The 22,884-nt window shown below is 36.2% G+C and carries 23 protein-coding genes and 2 pseudogenes; 3 read left to right on the top strand and 22 right to left on the bottom strand.

The features are described 5' to 3' along the window. Positions 1 to 151: 151 nt before the first annotated feature. The 5 genes from ACE198_RS01420 to ACE198_RS01400 all read right to left on the bottom strand — a co-directional run bounded on the left by ACE198_RS01420 (position 152) and on the right by ACE198_RS01400 (position 6,719). A complete protein-coding gene (locus ACE198_RS01420) occupies positions 152 to 1,654 on the bottom strand; it encodes a malate:quinone oxidoreductase (protein WP_375374445.1) in 1,503 nt (500 codons plus the stop codon). A gap of 522 nt (positions 1,655 to 2,176) precedes the next feature. Continuing rightward, the gene (gene iolG / locus ACE198_RS01415) at positions 2,177 to 3,211 is read right to left on the bottom strand and encodes a bifunctional inositol 2-dehydrogenase/D-chiro-inositol 1-dehydrogenase (protein ID WP_375374444.1); all 1,035 of its coding nucleotides are present in this window, start codon (positions 3,209 to 3,211) and stop codon (positions 2,177 to 2,179) included. Positions 3,212 to 3,309: 98 nt separating this feature from the next. Continuing rightward, entirely contained in the window at positions 3,310 to 4,737 is a 1,428-nt protein-coding gene (locus tag ACE198_RS01410; protein ID WP_375374443.1) for a sugar porter family MFS transporter, read from the bottom strand. A 26-nt stretch (positions 4,738 to 4,763) separates the two neighbouring features. After that, positions 4,764 to 5,678: a myo-inosose-2 dehydratase gene (gene iolE, locus ACE198_RS01405; RefSeq protein ID WP_375374442.1), complete on the bottom strand. Its 915-nt coding sequence runs from the start codon at positions 5,676 to 5,678 to the stop codon at positions 4,764 to 4,766. Between the two features lie 174 nt (positions 5,679 to 5,852). After that, positions 5,853 to 6,719: a helix-turn-helix domain-containing protein gene (locus ACE198_RS01400; RefSeq protein ID WP_375374441.1), complete on the bottom strand. Its 867-nt coding sequence runs from the start codon at positions 6,717 to 6,719 to the stop codon at positions 5,853 to 5,855. 273 nt (positions 6,720 to 6,992) lie between these two features. On the opposite strand from ACE198_RS01400, the gene ACE198_RS01395 reads away from it, so the two are divergent. Continuing rightward, the gene (locus ACE198_RS01395) at positions 6,993 to 7,862 is read left to right on the top strand and encodes a sugar phosphate isomerase/epimerase family protein (protein ID WP_375374440.1); all 870 of its coding nucleotides are present in this window, start codon (positions 6,993 to 6,995) and stop codon (positions 7,860 to 7,862) included. A 165-nt stretch (positions 7,863 to 8,027) separates the two neighbouring features. Here ACE198_RS01395 and ACE198_RS01390 read toward each other — a convergent pair whose 3' ends face one another. Both ACE198_RS01390 and ACE198_RS01385 read right to left on the bottom strand, forming a co-directional pair. Then, positions 8,028 to 8,468, bottom strand: coding sequence for an SRPBCC family protein (locus tag ACE198_RS01390; protein ID WP_375374439.1), 441 nt, complete (start codon positions 8,466 to 8,468; stop codon positions 8,028 to 8,030). A 209-nt stretch (positions 8,469 to 8,677) separates the two neighbouring features. Beyond that, positions 8,678 to 8,773, bottom strand: a pseudogene (locus tag ACE198_RS01385) (hypothetical protein); the annotation flags it as partial. Here ACE198_RS01385 and ACE198_RS01380 point away from each other — a divergent pair. Together ACE198_RS01380 and ACE198_RS01375 are read left to right on the top strand one after the other, a co-directional pair. Beyond that, the gene (locus ACE198_RS01380; protein ID WP_375374490.1) at positions 8,739 to 9,161 is read left to right on the top strand and encodes a helix-turn-helix transcriptional regulator; all 423 of its coding nucleotides are present in this window, start codon (positions 8,739 to 8,741) and stop codon (positions 9,159 to 9,161) included. The pseudogene ACE198_RS01385 and the gene ACE198_RS01380 sit on opposite strands and share 35 nt — an antisense overlap. Positions 9,162 to 9,353: 192 nt before the next feature. Then, entirely contained in the window at positions 9,354 to 9,524 is a 171-nt protein-coding gene (locus tag ACE198_RS01375) for a hypothetical protein (RefSeq protein ID WP_375374438.1), read from the top strand. Between the two features lie 36 nt (positions 9,525 to 9,560). Here the strand turns inward: ACE198_RS01375 and ACE198_RS01370 are convergent, their stop codons facing one another. The 15 genes and pseudogenes from ACE198_RS01370 to ACE198_RS01300 all read right to left on the bottom strand — a co-directional run bounded on the left by ACE198_RS01370 (position 9,561) and on the right by ACE198_RS01300 (position 22,465). Then, on the bottom strand, positions 9,561 to 10,946 hold the full coding sequence (locus tag ACE198_RS01370; protein ID WP_375374489.1) for a sugar porter family MFS transporter: 1,386 nt from the start codon (positions 10,944 to 10,946) through the stop codon (positions 9,561 to 9,563). Between the two features lie 261 nt (positions 10,947 to 11,207). Next, positions 11,208 to 12,407, bottom strand: coding sequence for a Gfo/Idh/MocA family protein (locus ACE198_RS01365; protein ID WP_375374437.1), 1,200 nt, complete (start codon positions 12,405 to 12,407; stop codon positions 11,208 to 11,210). 162 nt (positions 12,408 to 12,569) lie between these two features. Continuing rightward, complete coding sequence (locus ACE198_RS01360) at positions 12,570 to 13,511, bottom strand: sugar phosphate isomerase/epimerase family protein (RefSeq protein WP_375374436.1); 942 nt, start codon at positions 13,509 to 13,511, stop codon at positions 12,570 to 12,572. 319 nt (positions 13,512 to 13,830) lie between these two features. Further along, positions 13,831 to 14,739, bottom strand: a complete 909-nt coding sequence (locus ACE198_RS01355; RefSeq protein ID WP_375374435.1) for an AraC family transcriptional regulator — start codon at positions 14,737 to 14,739, stop codon at positions 13,831 to 13,833. 503 nt (positions 14,740 to 15,242) lie between these two features. Next, a complete protein-coding gene (locus ACE198_RS01350) occupies positions 15,243 to 15,671 on the bottom strand; it encodes a zinc-binding dehydrogenase (RefSeq protein ID WP_375374434.1) in 429 nt (142 codons plus the stop codon). A gap of 59 nt (positions 15,672 to 15,730) precedes the next feature. Then, positions 15,731 to 16,006, bottom strand: coding sequence for an alcohol dehydrogenase catalytic domain-containing protein (locus ACE198_RS01345; RefSeq protein ID WP_375374433.1), 276 nt, complete (start codon positions 16,004 to 16,006; stop codon positions 15,731 to 15,733). Between the two features lie 102 nt (positions 16,007 to 16,108). Next, positions 16,109 to 16,465 carry a hypothetical protein gene (locus ACE198_RS01340; RefSeq protein ID WP_375374432.1) on the bottom strand — a complete coding sequence of 119 codons (357 nt, stop codon included), beginning with the start codon at positions 16,463 to 16,465 and terminating at the stop codon, positions 16,109 to 16,111. A gap of 77 nt (positions 16,466 to 16,542) precedes the next feature. Next, positions 16,543 to 16,725 (bottom strand): annotated as a pseudogene (locus ACE198_RS01335) (ribulose-phosphate 3-epimerase); the annotation flags it as partial. 112 nt (positions 16,726 to 16,837) lie between these two features. Then, positions 16,838 to 17,695 (bottom strand): class II fructose-bisphosphate aldolase, encoded by an 858-nt coding sequence (locus ACE198_RS01330; protein WP_375374431.1) that lies wholly within the window; start codon positions 17,693 to 17,695, stop codon positions 16,838 to 16,840. Positions 17,696 to 17,837: 142 nt separating this feature from the next. After that, positions 17,838 to 18,353, bottom strand: coding sequence for a ribose 5-phosphate isomerase B (rpiB, locus tag ACE198_RS01325; RefSeq protein ID WP_375374430.1), 516 nt, complete (start codon positions 18,351 to 18,353; stop codon positions 17,838 to 17,840). An 83-nt stretch (positions 18,354 to 18,436) separates the two neighbouring features. Continuing rightward, a complete protein-coding gene (gene ystJ, locus ACE198_RS01320) occupies positions 18,437 to 19,648 on the bottom strand; it encodes an NADP-dependent malic enzyme (protein WP_375374488.1) in 1,212 nt (403 codons plus the stop codon). Positions 19,649 to 20,003: 355 nt separating this feature from the next. Then, complete coding sequence (locus tag ACE198_RS01315) at positions 20,004 to 20,186, bottom strand: aspartyl-phosphate phosphatase Spo0E family protein (protein WP_375374429.1); 183 nt, start codon at positions 20,184 to 20,186, stop codon at positions 20,004 to 20,006. Between the two features lie 114 nt (positions 20,187 to 20,300). Next, on the bottom strand, positions 20,301 to 20,969 hold the full coding sequence (locus tag ACE198_RS01310) for an HAD family hydrolase (protein ID WP_375374428.1): 669 nt from the start codon (positions 20,967 to 20,969) through the stop codon (positions 20,301 to 20,303). Positions 20,970 to 21,011: 42 nt separating this feature from the next. After that, positions 21,012 to 21,182: a GapA-binding peptide SR1P gene (locus ACE198_RS01305; protein WP_375374427.1), complete on the bottom strand. Its 171-nt coding sequence runs from the start codon at positions 21,180 to 21,182 to the stop codon at positions 21,012 to 21,014. A gap of 83 nt (positions 21,183 to 21,265) precedes the next feature. Next, positions 21,266 to 22,465: a diphosphate--fructose-6-phosphate 1-phosphotransferase gene (locus ACE198_RS01300; RefSeq protein WP_375374426.1), complete on the bottom strand. Its 1,200-nt coding sequence runs from the start codon at positions 22,463 to 22,465 to the stop codon at positions 21,266 to 21,268. Positions 22,466 to 22,884: the final 419 nt, after the last annotated feature.

The raw sequence follows: 22,884 nt of genomic DNA, 5'->3' as shown, positions 1-22,884 counted from the left end.
AATATATACCATAAAAGGCGGCTGGCTTCAGGCTGCTGGTAATCCTTCAAATGCAGTTGGTGCAGCTTTTGAGGAAACAAAAAAAAAACCTTCAATCCAAAGTTAGATTAAAGGTTCGGTATTTTATTACCTTGGTTTCTACTTCAAAGAATTAACTAAAGACCAGCTCTTTTTCTCTTAGTCCAAGTGTCTGCTCTGTGGTAGTATGAATTTCATGCAGAAGGTTTGGATTTTCCATTAGTGACATGCCATAAGAAGGGATCATTTCTTTGATTTTCGATTCCCACTCTTTGATATGATCCGGGAAGCATTTTTTGATGACCTCAAGCATGACGTGAACGGCAGTAGAAGCACCCGGTGAAGCACCTAGCAACGCTGCAATTGAGCCATCAGCGGCAGTAATCACTTCCGTACCAAATTGCAGTGTTCCTTTGCCGCCTGCTTCGGTATCTTTGATTACTTGTACACGTTGGCCGGCTACTACTATATCCCAATCCTCTGTTTTAGCATTCGGGATAAACTCTCGTAACTCTTCCATACGCTGTTCTTTCGTTAACATTACTTGTTGAATCAGGTATTTTGTTAGTGCCATCTCTTTTGCGCCTGCAGATAACATAGTCAAAACATTATTAGGTTTGACAGAAGTAATTAAATCCATATTTGAACCAGTTTTTAAGAACTTTGGTGTGAAACCGGCAAATGGTCCAAAAAGCAGCGATTTTTTATTATCGATAAATCTCGTGTCAAGATGCGGAACAGACATTGGCGGAGCACCAACCTTAGCTTTGCCGTATACTTTTGCATGATGCTGTTCTACAACTTCTGGATTGTTACATACCATGAATAGTCCGCTTACCGGGAATCCTCCGACATGTTTTCCTTCTGGAATGCCCGATTTTTGCAGCAAATGCAGGCTTCCTCCGCCGCCACCGATAAAGACGAATTTTGCGGTATGGCGTTTGACTGTACCACTAAATTGATTCTGAACTTTCAATTCCCATTGGCCGTCGTTAGTACGCTTGATACCGTTAACATTATGATTATAGTTTATCTGGACATTTTTAGTTTCTAAGTGGTCAAACAACATGCGGGTTAATGCACCAAAGTTGACATCTGTTCCAGAGTCAATTTTTGTTGCAGCAATCGGTTCATTCAATTTCCGGCCTTCCATGATCAGCGGAATCCATTCAATCAGTTTTTCATGATCTTCAGAGAACTCCATTCCTTGAAATAAAGGATTTTTTGACAGCGCTTCAAAACGTTTCTTTAAAAAAGCTAGATTTTCTTCCCCTTGTACTAAACTCATATGTGGCAAACGTCTAATAAAGTCCTGTGGATTATCAATCAGATTGTTTTTTACTAGATAAGACCAAAATTGCATGGAAACCTGAAACTGTTCATTAATTCTTATCGCTTTACTAATATCTAAAGATCCATCTGGTTTTTCAACTGTGTAATTAAGTTCACAAAGTGCTGCATGCCCTGTTCCTGCATTATTCCATTCGTTAGAGCTTTCCTCACCTGCGTTCTCGAGTTTCTCATACACAGTAATTTTCCATTCTGGTACTAATTCTTTCAAGAGTGTCCCAATAGTCGCACTCATGATTCCGGCACCAATTAAAATGACGTCTGTTTTTGTTTCCCCGTTGTTCATTTTAACCCACCTTATCCCCTGAAATTTGGCAGAAAAGATGCAGGTGTTACATCAAGGTAATGCGCGACCTAATCACACACCTTTTCTGTCTCAAAAGTATTCCAAACTCATAATCTATAAAAGTATTTAATATTAATATATCTACTATTATTATATGACAATTTTAAATTATTTAAAAGGTATTGAAAAGCGAGAAGTCTTTCCATATGGTTTTTAATGATATTTTTTCCCAAGTGGAGACCAAGGGGACGGTTCTGTCATATGTATCTCTACTTACAACGATCCCTATATTTTTCCAAAGAATGCCGTAAAATAAATCGTATGTTTCCTGAATTATATTATGAATCTCTTAAATAGGTCATATAAATCCCCAGTTTGGGGTGATTTCAAATGATTATCCAGCAAATATCTAAAATAAAGGAAGAAAAACCCGACTTTCCTTAGTGGTAGGAAAATCGGGCTTTTTCTTTAGTAAAATAGTGTTCTACTCTTTTTCGAAGAGATATTGTGATTAATAAAAATTTATACCGTTTGAAGTTCTTTTTCACCATAAAATGCCGGTCTTTCTTGAAGTTCAATAGATTCTTTCTCTCCTGTTTGCTGGGCTTTGACACATGCATCAGATGTTACTGCTGCTATGTAGCCATCCCATGAGGTTGGTCCTTGCGGCTGACCTTTTTTAGTAATTGAATCAATAAAGTCCTGGATTTCAACATCGTATGCGTCCATAAAACGGTATTTCCAATCAGTTAAGATCGCTGTGCTTAATTTTGCATCTTTGCGCATAACAACACTTGGAACTTCCGGCAATTTCGCGATTCCATCTTCACCAATAACTTCACATTGAATGTCGTAGCCATATCTGCAATTCACAAATACCTCCACATTCATTACAATGCCCCCAATTGTTTCAATTGTAAATAATTGCGGATCTTGTAATTTTTCATGTGAATATTTTGTTTTCTTTGGAAAAACCACTTGAACTGATTTATAGTCGTCATTAACTAGCCAGTGAAGAACATCAATTTCATGGATTAATGTATCTTGAACTGCCATTTCAGTAACATAGTTTTCATCAACCGCCGGGTTACGGTGTACAGCACGAATCATTAATGGTTTACCAATTTCATTGTTGTTAATAACTTGTTTTAATTGAACATATCCACTATCATAACGGCGCATGAAACCAACCTGAACCAACTTCTTACCCTGCTTCAATTCTGCTTCCACGATCCTCATACAGCCTGCAGCAGTAGTGGCTAATGGTTTTTCACAAAATACATATTTACCAACCTCAACAGCAGCTACTACTGTTGCTTCGTGTGCAGGACCCCAGCTTGTAACAAGTACCGCATCAACATTCGCTTCTGCAATAAGTGCCTTATCGTCTGGATATACGACTGCATCTAATTGATAGGATTCAACTGTTTGTTTGGCAGATTCTAGATTGACATCTGTTACAGCAACAATTTTGCCCCCGGATAATTTATTTGTAATTCTATTAATATGCTCTCTTCCAATTGCACCTGTTCCTACTACACCAAATCTTAAAGTCATGTTGATTCTCTCCTTTATGTTTACATATTTAATGTGATACTTCTAGACAACGCTTTCATTTATTAGTTAATTCATCATTCAATCATTGTTTTATAAGATTATTGATTGGAAGCTTGTTGATGACTTTCTTGCCCATAGTTACGGAAATAACTTTCTAACTGCTCAAGTGACTTTCCTCTTGTCTCTGGCAAAATTTTATTCACAAATATAATGGCGCCAATTCCACACACAGCGAAAAGGAAGAAGGTGATCGATAAGCCCACTGCACTTAGTAATATCGGGAAAAATAACCCAACAAGGAAGTTTGTGATCCATAAGCAGAATACCGTTACACCCATTCCAAGTCCGCGTAATTTTTGCGGGAAGATTTCCGATAACATTAACCAGGTGACCGGAGAAATCGCACCCTGCTGGAAGGCAAGGAAGGTAACAGTCAAGCTAAGAACGACAAACGGAAGTGCTGGAGATCCTTTAAGTATTAGCGAGAATACCCCAATGAGGGCAAGAGCTGCCGTTGTTCCGGTTAATCCAGCAATTAGCATCGGACGCCGGCCGATTTTTCCTAAAAGCCAAATACCGACAATCGTTGCTATTACTGAGATGGCACCATTAGCTATATTACCGATTAGTGCTGCATTGGTTGAAAAACCTGATTGCTGAAGAATTTGAGTACCATAATACATGATAGAGTTAACCCCTGTTATTTGCTGTACAATCGCAATACCAATCCCAATCCCGATAATCCGGCGAACCCACGGTACATTTAAATCCTTAAATGTTGCATGCTGAGTCCCTGACTCTTGAGCAATATTATTTTTAATCTCATCAAGTTCCGATTGGGCACGGTTTGCATCACGTATTTCTTTAAGGACCCTTAGTGCATCCCCCAGTTTTCCTTTTGATGCCAGCCAGCGCGGACTCTCTGGAACCGCTAACATTCCAAACCATAAGACCACAGCCGGAAGTGACGCAATCACTAACATATAACGCCAAACATGTGAAACCCCTTCACCAAACGTATTTCCAAGAATGGCATTAAATACAAACGCTAACAGTTGACCGGAAACAATCATTAATTCGTTCTGGGTAACCATCCTTCCCCGCATCTCGGCCGGAGACATTTCCGCTAAAAAAGATGGCACCATGACGGATGCAGCGCCTACCGCTAAGCCCAGTAAGAATCGGAAGACTATCATCACACCAGCAGACGGTGAGAGGGTACATCCTATTGCTGCGATAAAGAATAGTAATGCGAGATTAAGAATCATTTTGCGGCGGCCAAAACGATCTGATAAACGCCCGCCAAATACTGATCCAAGTGCTGCCCCGAAAAGAAGTGAACTTGTAACGAGACCTTCAGTAGCCGGTGTTAGATTTAGTTGGTCCGATTTAGCCATAAATGGCAGTGCTCCGTTGATAACACCTGTGTCATATCCGAAGAGAAGTCCTCCGAAAGTGGATATAACTGTAATCTTCTTTAAAGCCTTTTTGTAATCGCGTGGTTTTTCAATCGCCTGATTACTCATGTGCTCCCTCCCCAGGGTTCGTTTTTTTAAGCTTTGATTAATGAACTATTTTCTAATGGAATTAATTCTTCATTAATGTAATTACGGGCTTTCAACGCATACTCCAACGGATGTGCAACTGAGGGGTCTTGTTCAGCTTCAATGACAATCCAGCCTGAATAATTCATTTCCAAAAGCTTGTTGTATACTTCTGTAAAATCAATGCAGCCATCACCGGGAACGGTAAACATTCCTGCCAAAAAGGATTGTAAGAAGGACTTTCCTTCTTTTTCACATTGTTCTTTTACGGCTGGACGCACATCTTTAAAATGAACGTGATGAATACGATTGATATGGCTAGTTAATAGAGTCATATAATCAGCATCGGATACAAAGATATGACCGGTATCATACAGCAAATGAACGTGATTCGGATCCGTGTTTTCCATCAGATGATCAATCTCGGCTAATGTTTGCACGCCCGTCCCCATATGATGGTGAAAAACTAGCTTCAAATCATATTCTTCAGCAATTTTTCCTAATTCATTGAGTCCCTGGCATAACTGATCCCATTCTTGATCTGTGAAAGATGGTTTTTCTTTGAACACATTTTTCTCTGTACCTTGAATACTATAGGTTTGTTCTGATACAACAGCAACAGCTGCGTTAACCGCTTTCAAATACTCGCAATGTTTATGGAAAGCTTGCGATGTTTCTTCCACTCCGTCGCGAATAATAAAACTACTAAACCATTGTCCGGCAATTTTTAAGTTGCGGAGGTGAAGTTCTTTGTTCAATACTTTCGGTTCTGGAAAAAAGCCGCCAACTTCTGTTCCTTCAAAGCCTGCTACTACAATATCACTGAGCAAGTGGGACAATGTGCTCTCTGCGCCAATTTCCGGAATATCATCATTGCGCCATCCAATTGGAGCAATCCCCCATGAGATTTTTTTATTTTCCATCGTTTAACCTTCTTCCTTTTAAAGTAGGACTGTTCAACCGGTTGACCTTATTTTATAAATTGTGGAGAATCGATGTATTATATAAAATTGCTATCAAATTATCAATTCTTGCTAAACTTATATAAATTTATCAAAAAATAACAAAAAGATATCCACAAAAATGGATATCTTTTTTTAAAAACAAAGTTTTCTAAACTTTCCAGGGGTGATGCCCCCAGTAGAATGGGAGAACACTCTAATAAAATGGCCAATACTATTAAATCCGCAATCCATGCTTATTTGCTCGATGGAAAGATTGGTTTCTACCAATTGATTCTTCGCTTGGATCAATCTGTAATTTAGGACATATTGGTGAGGGCTGGTTCCTATGTACTTTTTAAACGTACGACAAAAATGATAGGTACTTAAATTGGATATTTCACTCAGCTGGTCGACGGAAATTTTAGAAGCGTAATTCTCACTAATAAAGGACAGTACAGCTTGAATTTCGGTTGGTACTGCCTTTGCAACGTTTGCACCTCTGTTTTCAAACGTATTCCGGGTACTCTCTACTAAATTACCAAGCAGTTTATATATTTCTAGGGATATTGTAAAGTCAATTTCTTGGTTCGATGCGATTAGGGATAAAATATTGGGAATATTATTTTGTTCACTCGTCAGTCTAAACGTGCAGCCCTTTCTTTTGTATAACTCGTTATACATAGCTTGTGTGTGACTACCTGTAAAGTGAATAAATTGGAAGGTCGTTTCTTCCAGTGCATAGTAGTTATTTTTTTCTTTACAATCTAGAAGAACAATATCATCTTTCGAGGCTACAAATGATTGGTCAAGATAGTGGAATTGCATCGATCCTTTTTTTATAAAAAAAAGGATAAAGGAATTCATGTAATCACGAGTAATACTGTAAGGAACCTCTACTATATATTCACCGCCCCATAGGACATAATGATATAATTCTTTCGTTAAAGCGGAAGGTTCATAAAAATATAATCCCTTTTTTGACCTGATGCCCGGTTCTACTTTTGGAATATAGAAATTCACTTTTTCACCTCTCACCTTATTGTAAACACTAACATTACTAAATATAGTATATTTTATTCTGACCCAAAAGTAATGGTCCATTTTTAGGAACTTTTCAACTATTATATTTTCTTTGAGTATCGCGCAAAGCCCTAATTCATTACCAAAAGTTATCAACTAAATTAAAAAATAGCACCAAAATACAATTTTAGAGCAAGATTATATAAAGTAATGAAGGAAAATTTCCATTAAACTGAAATCGCATACATAAAGTTATTAAATGGAGGTTTACCTATGAAATTATCATTTAATGAAGGAACAACATTCGAAAGTGCTTCTCTTCAACAGAATTTAGAGTATTGTGAAAAACACGGTTACGATTTTATTGAAATTCGCTCCATTGATCAGTTAAAAGATTATCTCAAAGAATATACATTAGATGATTTAAAAGCCTATTTTGATACCCATCATATTAAACCACTTTCTTTGAACGCATTATGCTTTTTTAATAACCGTACGAAAGAAGACGAAGAGAAGATTATTGAGGAATTCAAGGAATACTTGGAGATTTGCAAAAAAATAGATTGTCCATATATTTGCGTGGTACCTTCTAATATCGATGTGACGGAAAAAGGAAAGACATTGACCGAAGAAGTAAATGCAAGTTGTATTCGAGTTTTAACCCATCTATCTGACTTAGCCGAACCATACGGAGTAAAGATTGCGATTGAGTTTATCGGCATTCCGCAAAATACAGTTAATACATTTGCACAAGCATACAGCATTGCAAAAACAGTTGATCGAGATAATGTGGGTCTTGTGTATGATACATTCCAATTTACTGGAATGGGATCAAGATTAGAAGATGTAACTGATGAAACAGCAGATAAATTGTTTATTTTCCATATCAATGATGTGGAGGATTTTCCGATTGGGCAAATGCATGACACTAACAGAGTATGGCCTGGTCACGGTGTGATTGATTTAGAGGCACATTTGAAAAGATTAAAAGAATTGAATTATGATTTTGTCGCATCCGTTGAGTTATTCCGACCAGAATATTATCAAATGGATCCTGAAGAAGTCATCAAAAAAGCAAAAGAAATGACCTTGGAAGTATTGGAAAAGTACTATAATAATCATAATCACCCTGTTCATAATTGATCGAAAGGCATAAAGGATCTTTTTAAAAAAAGTCCTTTATTGTATTTGGCAATTAAATAATGTATACATGGCAGTACCTTTTTTGTATGTAAAAAGAGCCTAAATACGCAAGAAATACAATAAAACTTGCATATTTTAGGCTCTTTAATTTTAGGTCTTTGACAATTATGAGAATACTGCAATTTTACGTGCAATAGATTCTGTTAAACGGGATGCTACTTTAGGAACAGCCCATTTAATAATTGGTGTTAACACCGCACCCGATAATCCGCCTGCACGGACTTCCACCCTACAAGTCATTGTTGTTTTACCATTAACATCTTCTGAAGTAAAGTGACCGCTTCCTGTAAAATTATCTGATAAACCTTTTAGTTCAAACTTAATATTTGAAGGTTCATTCCATTCGGTAATATCTACCTGCGCTTGTATTGTTTTTTTAATACCTTTCACATTACCTTCAAATGTCCAAATAGATTGCTTGTCATTTGTAATTTCATGTTCTTTATAGGCTGGTACTGTCGTTGCCCATTTTTCAAGATCACTGACATAATCCCAAACTGCTTGTACATCTACTGGAATTTCTACTGTATGTATTCCCGTTGCCATTATGATTCCCACTTTCACTACGTATGAATAGTAAATTTATATTTCTACAAAATATAATTATTACATAAAAGACATAAACTTACATCACTAATTACACTTAAAAAGAGTAGAGATGTTATTACCATCTCTACTCTTTTAGGTGTAACTGAATCTTAATAACTCCATCTAAAAGGAAGAAATAAATGGCCTTATTAAAGTAAACCTTATGTTTATTGGTATTCAACCCATACAGCACCACTATCTGCAGACCTTACACAATTCTCAACCCATCTGACACCTTCTACTCCTGCTTCAATTCCTGGATACCACACATCTTCAAACTTTTCGCCACGATCTGCTGCCTCTTTAGAAAATAAATATTGGCCTTTAGTCCAACGCATAAAATCACATATTGATAAACATTATCTTTCTGAAATTGACTTAAACGCTACTGCATCACAACTGAATATGAGTCCTTCTTATTTAACACATGCTTTTAAAGCTGGTACAGGCTATTCACCTATGCAATATATTATTAGAAGAAGAATTGGTGAAGCACAATCCTTTCTTTTAATGACAGACTTTTCAATGAGTGAAATTGCTGGCATTGTTGGATTTAACAGTTTAAGTAATTTTCATAAAGTTTTTCAAAAATATATCGGAGTCAGTCCAAAAAAATATCGAGAAATATATAAGCCTAATAATGATACGTAATAATTTGCTTTCATTCATTATTGATTGAACATATAAAAAAAAGAGAAATATTGAGATAATATATATTTCATACGCTTACATAATGAATGTTAGCGTTTTTTTGATGTTTGTTTTCGTTTTCATCATGATTGCTAAAGAGCCTCCCAAGGTACAAAATTAAATTAACCAAATTATTCCTAGGGAGGAATCATGATGAAAAGAATAATGGAATTCATTCAACATACAATGCAATCTTTTAACCATTCAATGGATCAATATGGTGAGGCACGAATCGTTTTTTATGAAAGTATGTCTCCCTTAAGCGAGAAAAAAATAATCTCATTGAACAAAGCCTATACAAAAAAACGCGGAGAGGCCCTTTAGACTATCTCCGCGTTTCAGTTATTCATTTATTTTTTTCTATGCCCTCATTTTAAAGTTTTCCTCGATTTGCTCTAATGAAAGCCCTCTTGTCTCTGGTAAGTTTTTCGCCACAAATGCCACCCCAATGAACCCAAATACAGCAAATAGGAAAAATGTTCCTGAAAGTCCGACAACCTTCAAAAGAGTAGGGAAGAATAGACCTACTATAAAATTACAAAGCCATAAGAATAATGTAGCAATTCCCATACCAACACCACGTAAGCGAGCAGGGGAGATTTCAGCAATAATCAGCCAGCCTAAAGGGCCAATCGCCCCTTGGAAGAAGGCTAAATATAGGACTGTCAGTGATAATACTACAAATGGCAATGCAGGTGAACCAGCAAGTGCGAAAGTAGAAATACCGATCGTAATAAGAACAACTGTTACACCAGCTAAACCTGTAAGCAGCATTGTCCGTCTATTCACTTTGTGCATGATGGACATACCCACTATAACAGCAATAACGGCGATTAATCCATTGGCGACGTTTGCAATCAAAGCAGTTTTTGTTCCAAAACCAGAATTTTCAAGAATTTGTGTTCCATAATACATAATAGAGTTTATACCGACTAACTGCGAGACTGACCCAATTACAACCCCTATTAATACCATCTTTCGAATCCAAGGGATTCTTAAATCTTTAAGTGTTGCTTTTTCCATTTTTTGCTCTGCTTGGATATGTGCTTTTATTTCATCTAATTCTTGTTGTGCTGTACTCTCATTACGAATCATTTGAAGCACTTTTAGTGCTTCGGCCATTCTTCCTTTTGAGGCTAACCATCGAGGACTTTCTGGTAAAATAACCACTCCAATCCATAAAGCCACAGCTGGTAATGTTGCAATGACTAACATATAACGCCAAACATGTCCTGTATCACCAAAGGCATTTCCGATGACTGCATTAAATATATAAGCTAGAAACTGCCCAGTTACAATCATCAATTCATTTCGAGTAACCATCATGCCCCGCCGATCCGATGGAGACATTTCCGCAAGATAGGATGGTATGATCACTGAGGAACCACCGACAGCAAGACCCAGCAAAAAGCGGAAAATAATCATGATTGATGCATTTGGTGCAAAAACGCAGCCTATTGTTGAAAATAAAAATAAAATAGCTAGATACATGATTAGGCTTCTGCGCCCTTTTTTATCTGATAACCGGCCTCCCAATATTGAACCAAAAGCAGCACCTAAGATTAATGAACTCGCTACTAACCCTTCTGTAAAAGCATTAAGATTTAACTGGTCAGGTTTAGCCATAAACGGAAGTGCGCCATTAATGACTCCTGTATCATATCCAAATAATAGGCCCCCAAATGTTGATACAGTAGTAATTAATTTCAAGAACTTTTTTGGATTCTTTTTCTGTACATGTTCCAGTTGAACTGGACTCTCAGAAACGTTGAGATTTTGCAAGGTACATTTCCCCTTTGTCTAATTGTTTTATAACAATTTCTTCTGCCAGATTCCTTGATTAAGTCAGATTAGAATAATAGACTCCCATAAAGATCTTTGCTAATTAGGGATTAATTTAAAACGCTTTCATTTAACTCAATAAGATAAAAAATATATTTAATCATATTTAATCTATCCAGGGAGCAAACTACGGTAATTGCCCCCCGGCTTTTATACTATCTTTTTTTACACTAGCTGTGGTTTTTTGCTCTCATATTCTACCCAAACGGATCCATTGTCTGCGGAGCGAACGCAGTTTTCAATCCAGCGAATACCTTCAATACCAGCATTAATATCAGGGTATACCAGATTTTTCAATGTTTCCTCATCACCACGATTTTTTGCATCAATGGCAATGGCAAATTTCAGATATATATTTGCCCAAGATTCGGTTAAACCTTCTTGATGCAATGCTCCCAAACGCTCATCAGCATTACATGTTTCATCCAGGTATGGCATTGCACGAATTAAAGTTTGAATAGGTTCTCCCTGCACTTCGTATCTTAGTTCATTTGGTTTGCTATCCCACCATTCTAGGCTTGCTTTAGATCCGACAATGCGAATTCTGTGACCGTCCATACAGCCTGCATTAATAGAAGATGTCCATAGTCTTCCTACTGCTCCGTTTTCATATTGCATCAGAACAAAAGCATTGTCCTCTAAAGGAGCACGGGATCCCACAAAACTTTGTCGGTCACATAATAATTTATTAATTTTCATGTTTGGCATAATCAGCTCAGACATATAGTAAGTATGGGTTGAAAGATCTCCCAAAACAAAACTTGGACCAGCAACCTTAGGATCTACACGCCATTTTTGGGCAGCATTTGTTTTATCACCTTGCTCGGTTGCACTAAAACCATGAGTGTACTGTAAATCAACCACACGAATATCACCGATCTTGCCTTGTTCAATCATAGCCCGCATTTGAAGCAGCAACTGATTCCCGGAAAAACCATACGTTACTCCTACAATTTTCCCTTGTTTTTCTGCCAGAGCTTTAATCTCCTCACCCTCTGCTACAGTAAAGAACAATGGTTTTTCACAAATAACATGCAATCCGGCTTCCAATGCTGCTTTCGTAATTTCATAATGTGTTCCGTTAGGAGTGGCAATGGAGACAACCTCGATACCATCTTCTCGTTCCGCTTCTTCTGCAAACATTTTTATATAATCAGGATAGCAGCGATTCTCATCGACACCAAGATTAACACCAAAGTCTTTTCCTCTTTCTGCATCAATATCAAATGCACCCGCTACCAATTGATAAGCTGTATTATCTCTTAGTGCACCAATGCGGTGTTTATAACCAACCTGGCCAGTTCGCCCGCCTCCAATCATAGCCCAACGTAGTGGTCTTACAATCTTTTTCTCTCCATTTAACATCGTAAAAACTCCTCTCAATTGAATAATTTTCAGTATTTTTCATAAATTTCTGTAAAATTAAAAGCTAAGGGTTTGTTTTACAATCTTTTTCTCTCCATTTAACATCGTAAAAACTCCTCTCAATTGAATAATTTTCAGTATTTTTCATAAATTTCTGTAAAATTAAAAGCTAAGGGTTTGTTTTAACGCATCTATCGAAGTTCTTATTCCTGCCTCAACGGACATTGTCAGATCTTCCATTTCTAGGGAAACTTCACCGTTATAACCCATCATGCGTACAACAGAGAAGAATTCTTTCCACCATTGCAAATCTTGACCGCAGCCGACAGCCACATAATTCCATGCTCTATTGGCTGTATCTGTCACCTCTTTTGTTTCCAATACACCATTAACAGCTGATAAATGTCTTTCAATTCTTACATCTTTACCATGAACATGATGAATCGCTGCTCCTAGTTCTCTAGCTGACAAAATGGGATCAGCACCCATCCAGATTAAATGGCTAGGGTCTAAATTCAAACCAACCATAGGTCCAACTGCATTTCGTAATCTAAATAATGTTTCCGGATTATAAACTAACATCGAACTGAAATTTTCAAGGGCAATTTTTTCAACACCGCATGCTTCCGCCTTTTTCACTAACTCTCTCCAATATGGGATCGCTACCTCATTCCATTGATAATCCAAAATATCTTTTAATACTGGGGGCCAGCTTACTGTATATGTAATCCAGTTCGGGATCTTATCCTCCGGGCTTCCTGCCGGCAGACCACTCATCATAATGACCTTCTTCACACCAAGTAAACCGGCTAATTCCATTGTTTTTTCTGTTACTTCTCTGTGCTCTTTACCGAGTTCACCTGGATCTAAAGGATTCCCGGAACAATTCAGTGCACAAAGCTTAATATTCCGCTTTTCTAATTCACCTAGAAATTCACTTCTTTTTGCTTCACTTTCCAGCAATTCATTTAAACGCAAATGTGGAGCCGGTGACCAACCTCCTGTTGTCATTTCAATAGTATCAATCCCCATTTCAGCCACCGTATCCAACATTTTTTCAAACGGCAAGTGGCCTAAGCTATCTGTTACATATGATAATTTCATAGAAATCTTTCCTCCTTGTCTGATTTGCTGTGTATTCATAAATCCTTTATTACATACAAGTGTTTGGATTTTACATTTAAGGACATCTTACAAATTAACTTGTTTTTGGAGAATTCGCTTTCATTTTTCCATGTCTGTATTTTCCAATGAATCACCTTCTATGAACTTGTCATGACCTTGTTTACATAGCTAATTATATAAAAAGAATTCAGAATAGTAATTAAATTATAGAGACATGTTTTTATACTTTAAGGACATCTTTCTTTAAATAATTAAATTTTAAGCGTAAAAAAACACCCCCAATATAGTTATGGAGATGTCAGCTATGCGAATATGTGGTTGTATTTTGGTCTACAAACAGAGAGCGAAACTTTCCTGGTGATATTTGCATCATGGAAGTAAAAACACGGGTAAAATACTGAACATTCATAAAACCCGTTTCCTCAGCAATTTCTTTTAACGATAAATTCGATGTTTTGAGTAAAATCATTGCCTTTTTTATTCGTTCGTCTTGAACGTACTTTGAAAAACTTACTCCTAATTCAGATACAAAAACCCGAGACAAATGTCTTCCAGATATGTGTAAATGTTTGGCTACTTCCGTAAGTTTCAAGGAATTTGATAAATTGTCATTAATATATAACTGCGCCTGAGTAAGGAGGACGGAATGCTGTTCGGGATCATGTTTATGATTACTCTTATTCAAAGCAGGAACAAAATCTTGCAATATTGAGAGAATAAGAGAATAGGCAATATTTGAAAGCATTTCTTCAAAAAACTCATTTTGCCGCTTTGTTGCCTGGATAAGCAGTGATTTCCATAATAATGCTGTTTCCATTTCATCTTTATTATGTAAAATAACTTCGGTGCATTTTTTGGCAGTTTCCATGATTCTGATCCAGCTTTCATTCGACTCTGATTCGAGAAGGTCAAAGGCAACGTATAAGAGAGACAGCCCCTTCTCGCTTTTTATTTGGTGCAAAATTTCAGGTCTCGATAAAAAAAGTGTATTCTCTTGAAGAGTAAAGGTATTTTGATCATCTAGGTAAGTTCCTTCCCCCTCCACTACATAACAAACTTCGAAAAAAGAATGTTTATGTAATTGATTGTCATAATGCTTTGGCATGACTCCCCAATAATGAATTTGAAAAGAAGCGCCATTTTGGTTTAAACGATGAACATAATCATTCAAAGAAGTTTTTCCGGTTAGATATTTATTTAAATCCAATATAAGCACTCCTTGTCCAAGTAGCTGCCATTTTTAATCTTTCATTCAAGTAAAGTATTACATAAATAATCTTTAATACAACACAAAAATAAATTTTACTTATTCCCTGAAATCCAATTAGAGGAAATCATGTCTTCATATAAATGTATATACTCTAACAAACTGTGATAATTTGGCCTTTAGTGCAATTGATCTTAATGTGAAAAGATTTCCGGAACATGTAAAAGGACCGCACTGTAGTCCTCTTTTAAACTTTTTTACATTTATCTAAAAAAATAGGATAGAAAGAATATAAAATAGGTCCACATGAGATAAATTGTCTATGCTTGGTTAATAGAATGCTCGGGATTAGCCTTACAAAAATCTTTTATTATGATAAACTTCTACCTGAATTCGGTTCTAATAAAACTTTAAATGCGGATTAAATTTTATTTTTTTTCATATAATTCCACTTGAACGTACAATCCTGTTTTCTTTAATAATTTCAAACAGGTTCGTGAGGATTACTCAATTCCAGCGCATTCAAATGCAACATCAAACCCCTTTCCCTTTGTTATCTGGTTTACTCTCTCTTCTACGGGTTCTTCGTCTATAAAAATAGTGTCGTTTGCACCCAATTCTTTTGCTAATTGTAATCGTTCACGATCCACCGAAGTTCCTATCACGATGACATTTCCGCCAGAAGCTATTGCAACTTGCATTGGAAGTAGTCCAATTGCACCTGGACCGGACACTAATACAAAGTCTCCTGCTAAGACACTACCACGTTCTACTAAACATCGGACCATACAAGCTAAAGGTTCACAAAACGCTGCTTCATCCATTGTTACATTATCTGGAATGTGGAATGCTAAATCAGTTGGAATGACCATATATTCCGAGAACGCCCCATTCACACCTGAGCCAATTGACTTCCTTTCTTCACAAAGCATTATTAATCCTTCATAATAGTAATTTCACTTTCCACAGCTTTTTGCTGCTGTTAAGGAAATTACTCTATCTCAATTTTAAAATCATTTACATCCTCCCCAACTTCAACAACAATTCCAGAGTATTCATTTACCATTGTCACTGAATAATTGGCAGGATATTCACCGGCAATAATATGAAGGTCGGTTCCACATATCCCAGCTGCATGAATTTTTACTTTTATCTCGGAGGCTTTTACAATTGGTTCATCTAATTCTGAATTACCTTTATCCAGTTTACTTCTCTTACAAAATTCTAATATCAAGATGCTTGCTTTATAGATATAGATAAATAACAACCTCATTGTTATTTCTATTCATCGTTTAGTTTACTACTTAATGATAATTTATAGGATACTAAAAAAGGAGCATATGTTTTTCCCTTTTGCTCCCCTTTTATTTCAATGCTCTTTTAATGTTTTCAAAAGCAACTTTCGATCATTTTGATTTTCTTGGGCTTGCTGAAACGGATCAAGCAAACTTTGTAAACCGTTAATATGTTGTATAAGCTTGGAAATTACTTCTTGAGCGTTTACTATAAATTCACACTCTTGTTTTGTAAACGGTCTTGCATAATCCACGTTCGTAACAACATCATAGAAAACAACATTTCCCACCTCTACCTTACAAACCTTCCAATTTTCACTTTGAATATTATTACAACGTTCTTTTAGGGTGTTTATCTCACTTTGCTCCATTAATGAAGACTTATATACATCGTATTGCTCGAGATTATGCTTTTTTCTTAAAAACTCCATTCTCAATACTCCTTTAAATGACTTCAAACACCTAATGTCAATGCTCTTTTAATGGTTTCAATGGCTTCTTTTCGATCAGGTAATGTGGTGACAGGGCGTATTGCTTCTACAATTAATGGCCCGATAGTAATGTTAGGTACAAATTGACCATCCATTACATCAACATGAATATAATCAGCTCCACCTATCTCTACTTCTTTTATTTCATCTGCTAATCTAGCAAAATTAGCAGACAAAATGGAAGGAGCTATTTTAATCATTTTCATTACCCCAACTTTCTATATTTCTGAACTTAACAATAGTCTCGACAATATTATGTGCTTTTTATTAATTTTATTGGTCGTGATTTAAATAATTATTTGCATCAGAATATTATGCTTTGTTTGAAGAACCAAATTCACGAATTTTACTTATAACTGTTTCTTTAATCGCTTCACGGCCTGGGCCAATGAATTTTCGTGGATCATATACATCAGAATCTGTATTTAACTTCGCCCGAACAGCTTTTGTAAAAGCTAATTGATTTTCAGTATTTACATTAATTTTTGCTGTTCCTAATGAAATTGATTTTTTGATTTGTTCATTCGGGATACCCGTACCACCATGTAAAACTAATGGCAACTCAATAGTTTTACAAATCTCTTCCATTTCCTCAAAACCTAAATTTGGCACCCCTTTGTAAGGCCCATGAACAGATCCCAATGCCGGCGCTAGGCAATCAATACCAGTAAGTCTAACTAACTCCTTACATTCTTTCGGATCAGCATAAATAACACCATCTGCAATTACATCGTCTTCTTGTCCGCCAACCGTTCCTAATTCAGCTTCTACTGATATCCCCCGTTCATGTGCATATTGAACAACCTGTCTAGTTATTTCCACATTTTCTTCAAATGGATGATGGGAAGCGTCAATCATAACCGAAGTAAATCCAGCATCAATAGCATCTTTACATTTTACAAAGCTAGACCCATGATCCAAATGAATAGCTACAGGAACAGTAATACCCATTTCTTCGATCAGAGCTTCTACCATAGCGGTAACTACCTTATAGCCCCCCATATATCGAGCTGCTCCTTCCGAAACACCAAGAATAATAGGTGATTTCTCTTCTTCGGCCGCAGACAAAATGGCTTGTGTCCATTCTAAGTTATTTATGTTAAATTGCCCCACTGCATAACGCTCTTCTAATGCCTTATTTAACATATTCTTCATTGAAGTTAACCCCATAAGAACCCTCCTAAGTTAGAAAATCCAAAATACAAAGTGACTTTTTCCATTTAAGAATCTTTATGTAAATAAATTATCAATTTATTTAATAATTCTTTAGGAAACTGATAATCTTAAATCTGAAGCTTTATATACTTATTTTTTAATACATCCTTGCAACTATATCACTTATTAAAGTTACTGCATTCCTTGCATTGAGTTCGTTATTATTAAATTCATTAGTTGTTTCATATGTTGCTATTTTATTGACACGATTTGCGTGCCTCCCACCTTCAAATGGGGTTGTTAACCATATTTTTGCAATATCACGAGCTAATCCCGCACCAATGACACGCTCTCCCATAGCTAACATGTTTGTATCGTTATGTTCTCTCGTAGCTTTCGCGCTAAAGGTATCATGCACAAGAGCACAGCGTACCCCCTTTACTTTGTTGGCCGCAATGCTCATTCCAATGCCGGTTCCGCAAATTAAAATACCACGGTCTACTTCTCCCTTGGCAACCTTTTCAGCTACCGGAAAAGCATAGTCTGGATAGTCAACTGATTCGCAACTTTCACAACCTAATTCAACATATGTTATCTTCATTTCTTTCATCAATGAAATAATTTCTTGACGAATAAACATACCACCATGATCAGATGCAATGGCCACTTTCATCATTTTTCCTCCAATCTTCTTTTACTAAGAAAGATAAATAGTACTAAACTTTATTATACTAATAGAATGAAATGCAGTATGTTCTAGACCAAAATGTGATCTCTAGTTTTTGCTAGAAGGCGATTTTTTACTTCTTCAGTATTCACAAACCGTTGTGAAACACCCGTTTCTATAGCAGCTTTCGCAACTGCCGCTGCAACATATGCTGCCACGCGAGGATCGAAAGGATCTGGAATCACATAGTCGGGGTTAAGCTCATCCTCAGAAATCAACTCAGCAATCGCATAAACTGCCGCTAATTTCATTTCTTCATTGATTTCTTTAGCATGAACATCCAATGCTCCACGGAATATCCCAGGGAAGGCTAAAACGTTATTTATCTGATTTGGAAAATCAGAACGACCTGTTCCTACAACAAACGCTCCTGCCTCTTTTGCATCTATTGGCATAATTTCTGGTACCGGATTTGCCATTGCAAAGATAATGGGGTTCTGATTCATGGAACGAACCATCTCCTGAGTGACAGCACCAGCAGCCGATACGCCAATGAAAACATCAGCCCCAACAAGTGCATCTGATAAAGTTCCTTTTTTATGTTCTTTGTTAGTTATCCTTGCCATTTCATCTTTAAATGAATTCATTCCAACTGGACGACCTTCATAGATAATTCCTTTTGTATCACATAAAATAACATCTTTTACACCCATATTAAGTAACAATTTTACAACCGCCACTCCTGCAGCTCCCGCACCATTTGCTACTACACGAATATCTTCTATCTTTTTGTCCACCAGCTTAAGGGCGTTGATTAGTCCTGCAGCTGTTACAATGGCTGTACCGTGCTGATCATCATGAAATACGGGAATATTACATGATTTCCGCAGGCGATCCTCGATTTCAAAACATTGAGGGGCAGCAATATCTTCTAAGTTAACTCCACCAAAAGTCGGTTCTAATAATTGAACCATTTCAACAATTTTATCGGTGTCTGTTGTATCAAGACAGATTGGAAACGCATCCACATCTGCGAATGATTTAAAGAGTAACGCTTTCCCTTCCATCACAGGCATAGCTGCTTTCGGCCCGATATTCCCAAGACCAAGTACCGCTGTACCATTCGAAACAACAGCAACAAGATTCCCCTTAATCGTATAATCATAGACTTTGTCCTCATCTTGATAAATTTCAATACAAGGCTCTGCAACACCAGGTGAATAAGCAAGACTTAAATCTCTCCCGTTACGTACTTCTACCTTTGAATAGATGCCAAGTTTCCCTTTATTTTTCTTATGCATTTCTAGAGACTGTTCCCGTAATGCCAACGTCATAACCTCTTTCGTAATAAATTTTATATTGAAATAAGAATTGGAAGTCATAATCGCAAAACTTATTTTTTTGCTGAAAACGAATTTTTCCATCACGATGATTGCATGTATCACCTCCCTAAAGGAATGTGTGGTGAAATAGTCGTATCTGCTCTTTTTTGAATTAAATTTATTATTTAGTTATTGAAAACGGCACTTTATTAATTATTGTTTTTAATTTTTTCCTTGACGCTCAAAGCAATTTTAATAGATAATTTTTAAAAGGCTTTTAAAACTAGTAGTTTTCTAAACTAGTAGTTTTTTATATCAGTGTGGCATTGTTCTCTCACTGCGGAATAGAACGTACTTCTTGCATTATTTTTTGTAACATCGTAATTTCTTTATCTAATTGTTGACTAAGATCGATGGTGCTCGTGTCTGTAAGCCCTTTATTTTTTACTAATTTATATAAATCTTTGCGATATTCACCTATACGCTTATGACATTCTAGTGCCGTTCTCAACAACATTTCCTTATCTCCTTTTTCGTATTTTGTATGTGATGCACTATAAAAGTCTTTCCATTTCAATGTCCTATTAAAAAATAAACTATATTTTAAATAATCTTACGTACTTTCTTAAAGTTAAACATGCCTTAAGGAAAATAGCTCTCTAAGTTCATCAACGTTTACATCAGCTAATGAATCCACAACTCTATCTGCTTGTGTGAGATCCATATTTATTTGTTTATGTCTTACTCCAATACATTGCATATTGGCTGTTTTAGCGGCAGTTAGACCATTAAAAGAATCCTCAATCACTATACAATTTGATACCAATACACCCAGTTTTTCTGCTGCATGAAGAAAAATCTGTGGATCAGGCTTTCCCCTTTCAAAATCCTCACCTGAAATAATTTCATCAAAATATTCTCTTAATTCACATTGATCCATTACTGTTTGTATTCTTCTCATTTCGGAAGAAGATGCTAAAGCCGTAGAAATACCGTGTTTTTTTAAAGACTTTAGTAAGGGTAATGCCTCCGAAAAAAACAGTTGCTTATAATTCCATTCTTTCTGTGAAAATATTGTTCGTTGTAATTCAATAAGCTCTTCTAAAGTTTGCGGCAAAGAATACTTTTCTTTTAAAATTGACCATTTTCTTTTGGCCGTTCCACCCATATAACTACGTTGTGTAATTTCGTCTACCTGAATATCCAGTTTCTTAAATATCTCTTGGTTGTACCTTCTATACACTGGCTCAGTATCGACAATTACTCCATCCATATCGAAAATAACTGCTAAATTGGACACTATTTTCACCTTCCCATCTTCTTTTCAGCTAAATTCAGGGTACTAATTTCTAAGTTCAGAATCTTGTTCAATACCTTTGTCATCATTACATCTTTTTTCATTACAACGAGAATAGTAAAATCCAACTTTCTCTGAACTAAATGTATCCAAGAGGCGTCCACACTTATCACAAATAATAGAACCTAGTACTAATGTGTTTTCTAAAACTGACATAATTGATCATCCTTTCAATGTAGTTAAATCAAAATAAATTGTTAACACTATTACAATGTCTTTATCACCTTAAAACCAACTATTTATATGACACGGCCATACATAGGAAGACCGTTCTCCAAAGGAAGAATCAATTCACCCTGGATAATCGGACGTACGTAGTTAATAAATTCTTGGGACATGGAACAGTTTTCTTGATCATACCAACTTATTGGTACAAAGCGTTCCTTTCCTCCAACCACGCTTAACGGTACTGCTTTGTAAGAAATTTTATACTCTGTTAGATCTTCTCGACTTATTCCAATCATAACTCCTGAATAATTTTCCTTTGCAAAAGACCAGGCTTCTATTCCAACCTTGTAGGCTTCCGATACATCTGTTTTTGCAGCAAATAACATACTGCTTCGCTGCCAAGTACTAGGTAAAATAACATGTGAATGGATATCTGTTTCCTCTTTGATAATATTATTTAAATATGAAGAAACCCCCCCAAGCTTAGGACGACCAAGGATATCAAAGTTCAAGTCATTTCCTGAAATTAGGTTACCCTGATGATCTTTAATCCCTTCTGAAACCACTACGACTGCACTCTTTTTTTCTAGATTTAAAGATTGAATTCTACTTATAAAGTCATTCTCATCAAACGGTACTTCAGGAATATATATTAAATCTTGACAATTGCCCCCTACATCTCCGACCAATGAACAAGCTCCTGCTAACCAACCAGTATGACGACCCATTGTTTCTATTATTGTAATACGGTTACTTACCATATAACTTTTCATGTCCATCTTAATATCAAGCATACAAGTGGCTAAAAATTTTGCAGCGCTTCCAAAACCAGGCGAATGATCGGTACCCATTAAATCATTATCTATTGACTTAGGGACACCAATTACAATTAATTCATAACCGACTTTTTTTGCTTGGTCATGAATCATTTGAGCAACTTTCATGGAACCATTTCCGCCAATACAAAAGAAGTACCGAATATCCCTTTTTTTCATAACATATAATATATTTTCGATCTCGTTGATAGTGAGCTTATGCCGCCAAGACCCAAGCGCAGCACCTGGTGTCCAACGTAGACGATGACGCTCCTCGTTAGACAGGTCACTTAAATTCACAAAAGATTCATTTAGCAGTCCATGTATTCCTCCTACTGCTCCATAAATCTGTCCCTTAAAAGATGAATCAATCGCTCCATTTAAGATTCCGATTAATGAATTATTAATAACAGCTGTGGGACCCCCGGATTGAACAATTAGACAATTCCCATTCATAAGCTTTTCTTCCTTTCGGTATTCACTCGGTTAAATTTAGTTAAGCGCTTCACTTTTTCGTTAAAAAAAATAATATCTTATTTTCTCTGTCTAATATGCACTTTTGTCTAATTCTAATTATATCCTAATACAATTTAATTGAAAACTTTATTAAGCGCTTTACCTATTTCTATTATATGTCTATCTATTCAGAAAATCAACTTGATTACTAAAAAATTATTAACTGTGAAGCTTGTATTTTATAATAGTTTTCTTATACCTTATCATGTATAAAGTGATAAGGTATAAGAAAACTTAAACAGTTGTAGCAACAACCTCTAACTCACTCTCCCAAAAGATTCTAAATAAAAAAAAGAGAATGTCCTAGTTCTTTAGGACACCCCCTATGTCAAATTACGCCTATTAAGAATAACTAAAAA

This window comes from Neobacillus sp. KR4-4, assembly GCF_042136325.1.
Classification (GTDB): Bacteria; Bacillota; Bacilli; order Bacillales; family Cytobacillaceae; genus Neobacillus.
This window is presented reverse-complemented; position numbering and strand designations above follow the sequence as displayed.

Bases quoted from the DNA above. Each gene is read 5' to 3' on its own strand.
- rpiB (WP_375374430.1), bottom strand. From the start codon at position 18,353: ATGAAAGTGGCCATTGCATCTGATCATGGTGGTATGTTTATTCGTCAA.
- ACE198_RS01365 (WP_375374437.1), bottom strand. From the start codon at position 12,407: ATGTTAAATGGAGAGAAAAAGATTGTAAGACCACTACGTTGGGCTATG.
- ACE198_RS01395 (WP_375374440.1), top strand. From the start codon at position 6,993: ATGAAATTATCATTTAATGAAGGAACAACATTCGAAAGTGCTTCTCTT.
- iolE (WP_375374442.1), bottom strand. From the start codon at position 5,678: ATGGAAAATAAAAAAATCTCATGGGGGATTGCTCCAATTGGATGGCGC.
- ystJ (WP_375374488.1), bottom strand. From the start codon at position 19,648: ATGCATAAGAAAAATAAAGGGAAACTTGGCATCTATTCAAAGGTAGAA.
- ACE198_RS01305 (WP_375374427.1), bottom strand. From the start codon at position 21,182: ATGTCAGTTTTAGAAAACACATTAGTACTAGGTTCTATTATTTGTGAT.
- ACE198_RS01375 (WP_375374438.1), top strand. From the start codon at position 9,354: ATGAAAAGAATAATGGAATTCATTCAACATACAATGCAATCTTTTAAC.
- ACE198_RS01390 (WP_375374439.1), bottom strand. From the start codon at position 8,468: ATGGCAACGGGAATACATACAGTAGAAATTCCAGTAGATGTACAAGCA.
- ACE198_RS01420 (WP_375374445.1), bottom strand. From the start codon at position 1,654: ATGAACAACGGGGAAACAAAAACAGACGTCATTTTAATTGGTGCCGGA.
- ACE198_RS01300 (WP_375374426.1), bottom strand. From the start codon at position 22,465: ATGAATGGGAATTGTCTAATTGTTCAATCCGGGGGTCCCACAGCTGTT.
- ACE198_RS01330 (WP_375374431.1), bottom strand. From the start codon at position 17,695: ATGGGGTTAACTTCAATGAAGAATATGTTAAATAAGGCATTAGAAGAG.
- ACE198_RS01315 (WP_375374429.1), bottom strand. From the start codon at position 20,186: ATGTTGTTGAGAACGGCACTAGAATGTCATAAGCGTATAGGTGAATAT.
- ACE198_RS01350 (WP_375374434.1), bottom strand. From the start codon at position 15,671: ATGCTTTGTGAAGAAAGGAAGTCAATTGGCTCAGGTGTGAATGGGGCG.
- ACE198_RS01410 (WP_375374443.1), bottom strand. From the start codon at position 4,737: ATGAGTAATCAGGCGATTGAAAAACCACGCGATTACAAAAAGGCTTTA.
- ACE198_RS01340 (WP_375374432.1), bottom strand. From the start codon at position 16,465: ATGGAGTTTTTAAGAAAAAAGCATAATCTCGAGCAATACGATGTATAT.
- iolG (WP_375374444.1), bottom strand. From the start codon at position 3,211: ATGACTTTAAGATTTGGTGTAGTAGGAACAGGTGCAATTGGAAGAGAG.
- ACE198_RS01360 (WP_375374436.1), bottom strand. From the start codon at position 13,511: ATGAAATTATCATATGTAACAGATAGCTTAGGCCACTTGCCGTTTGAA.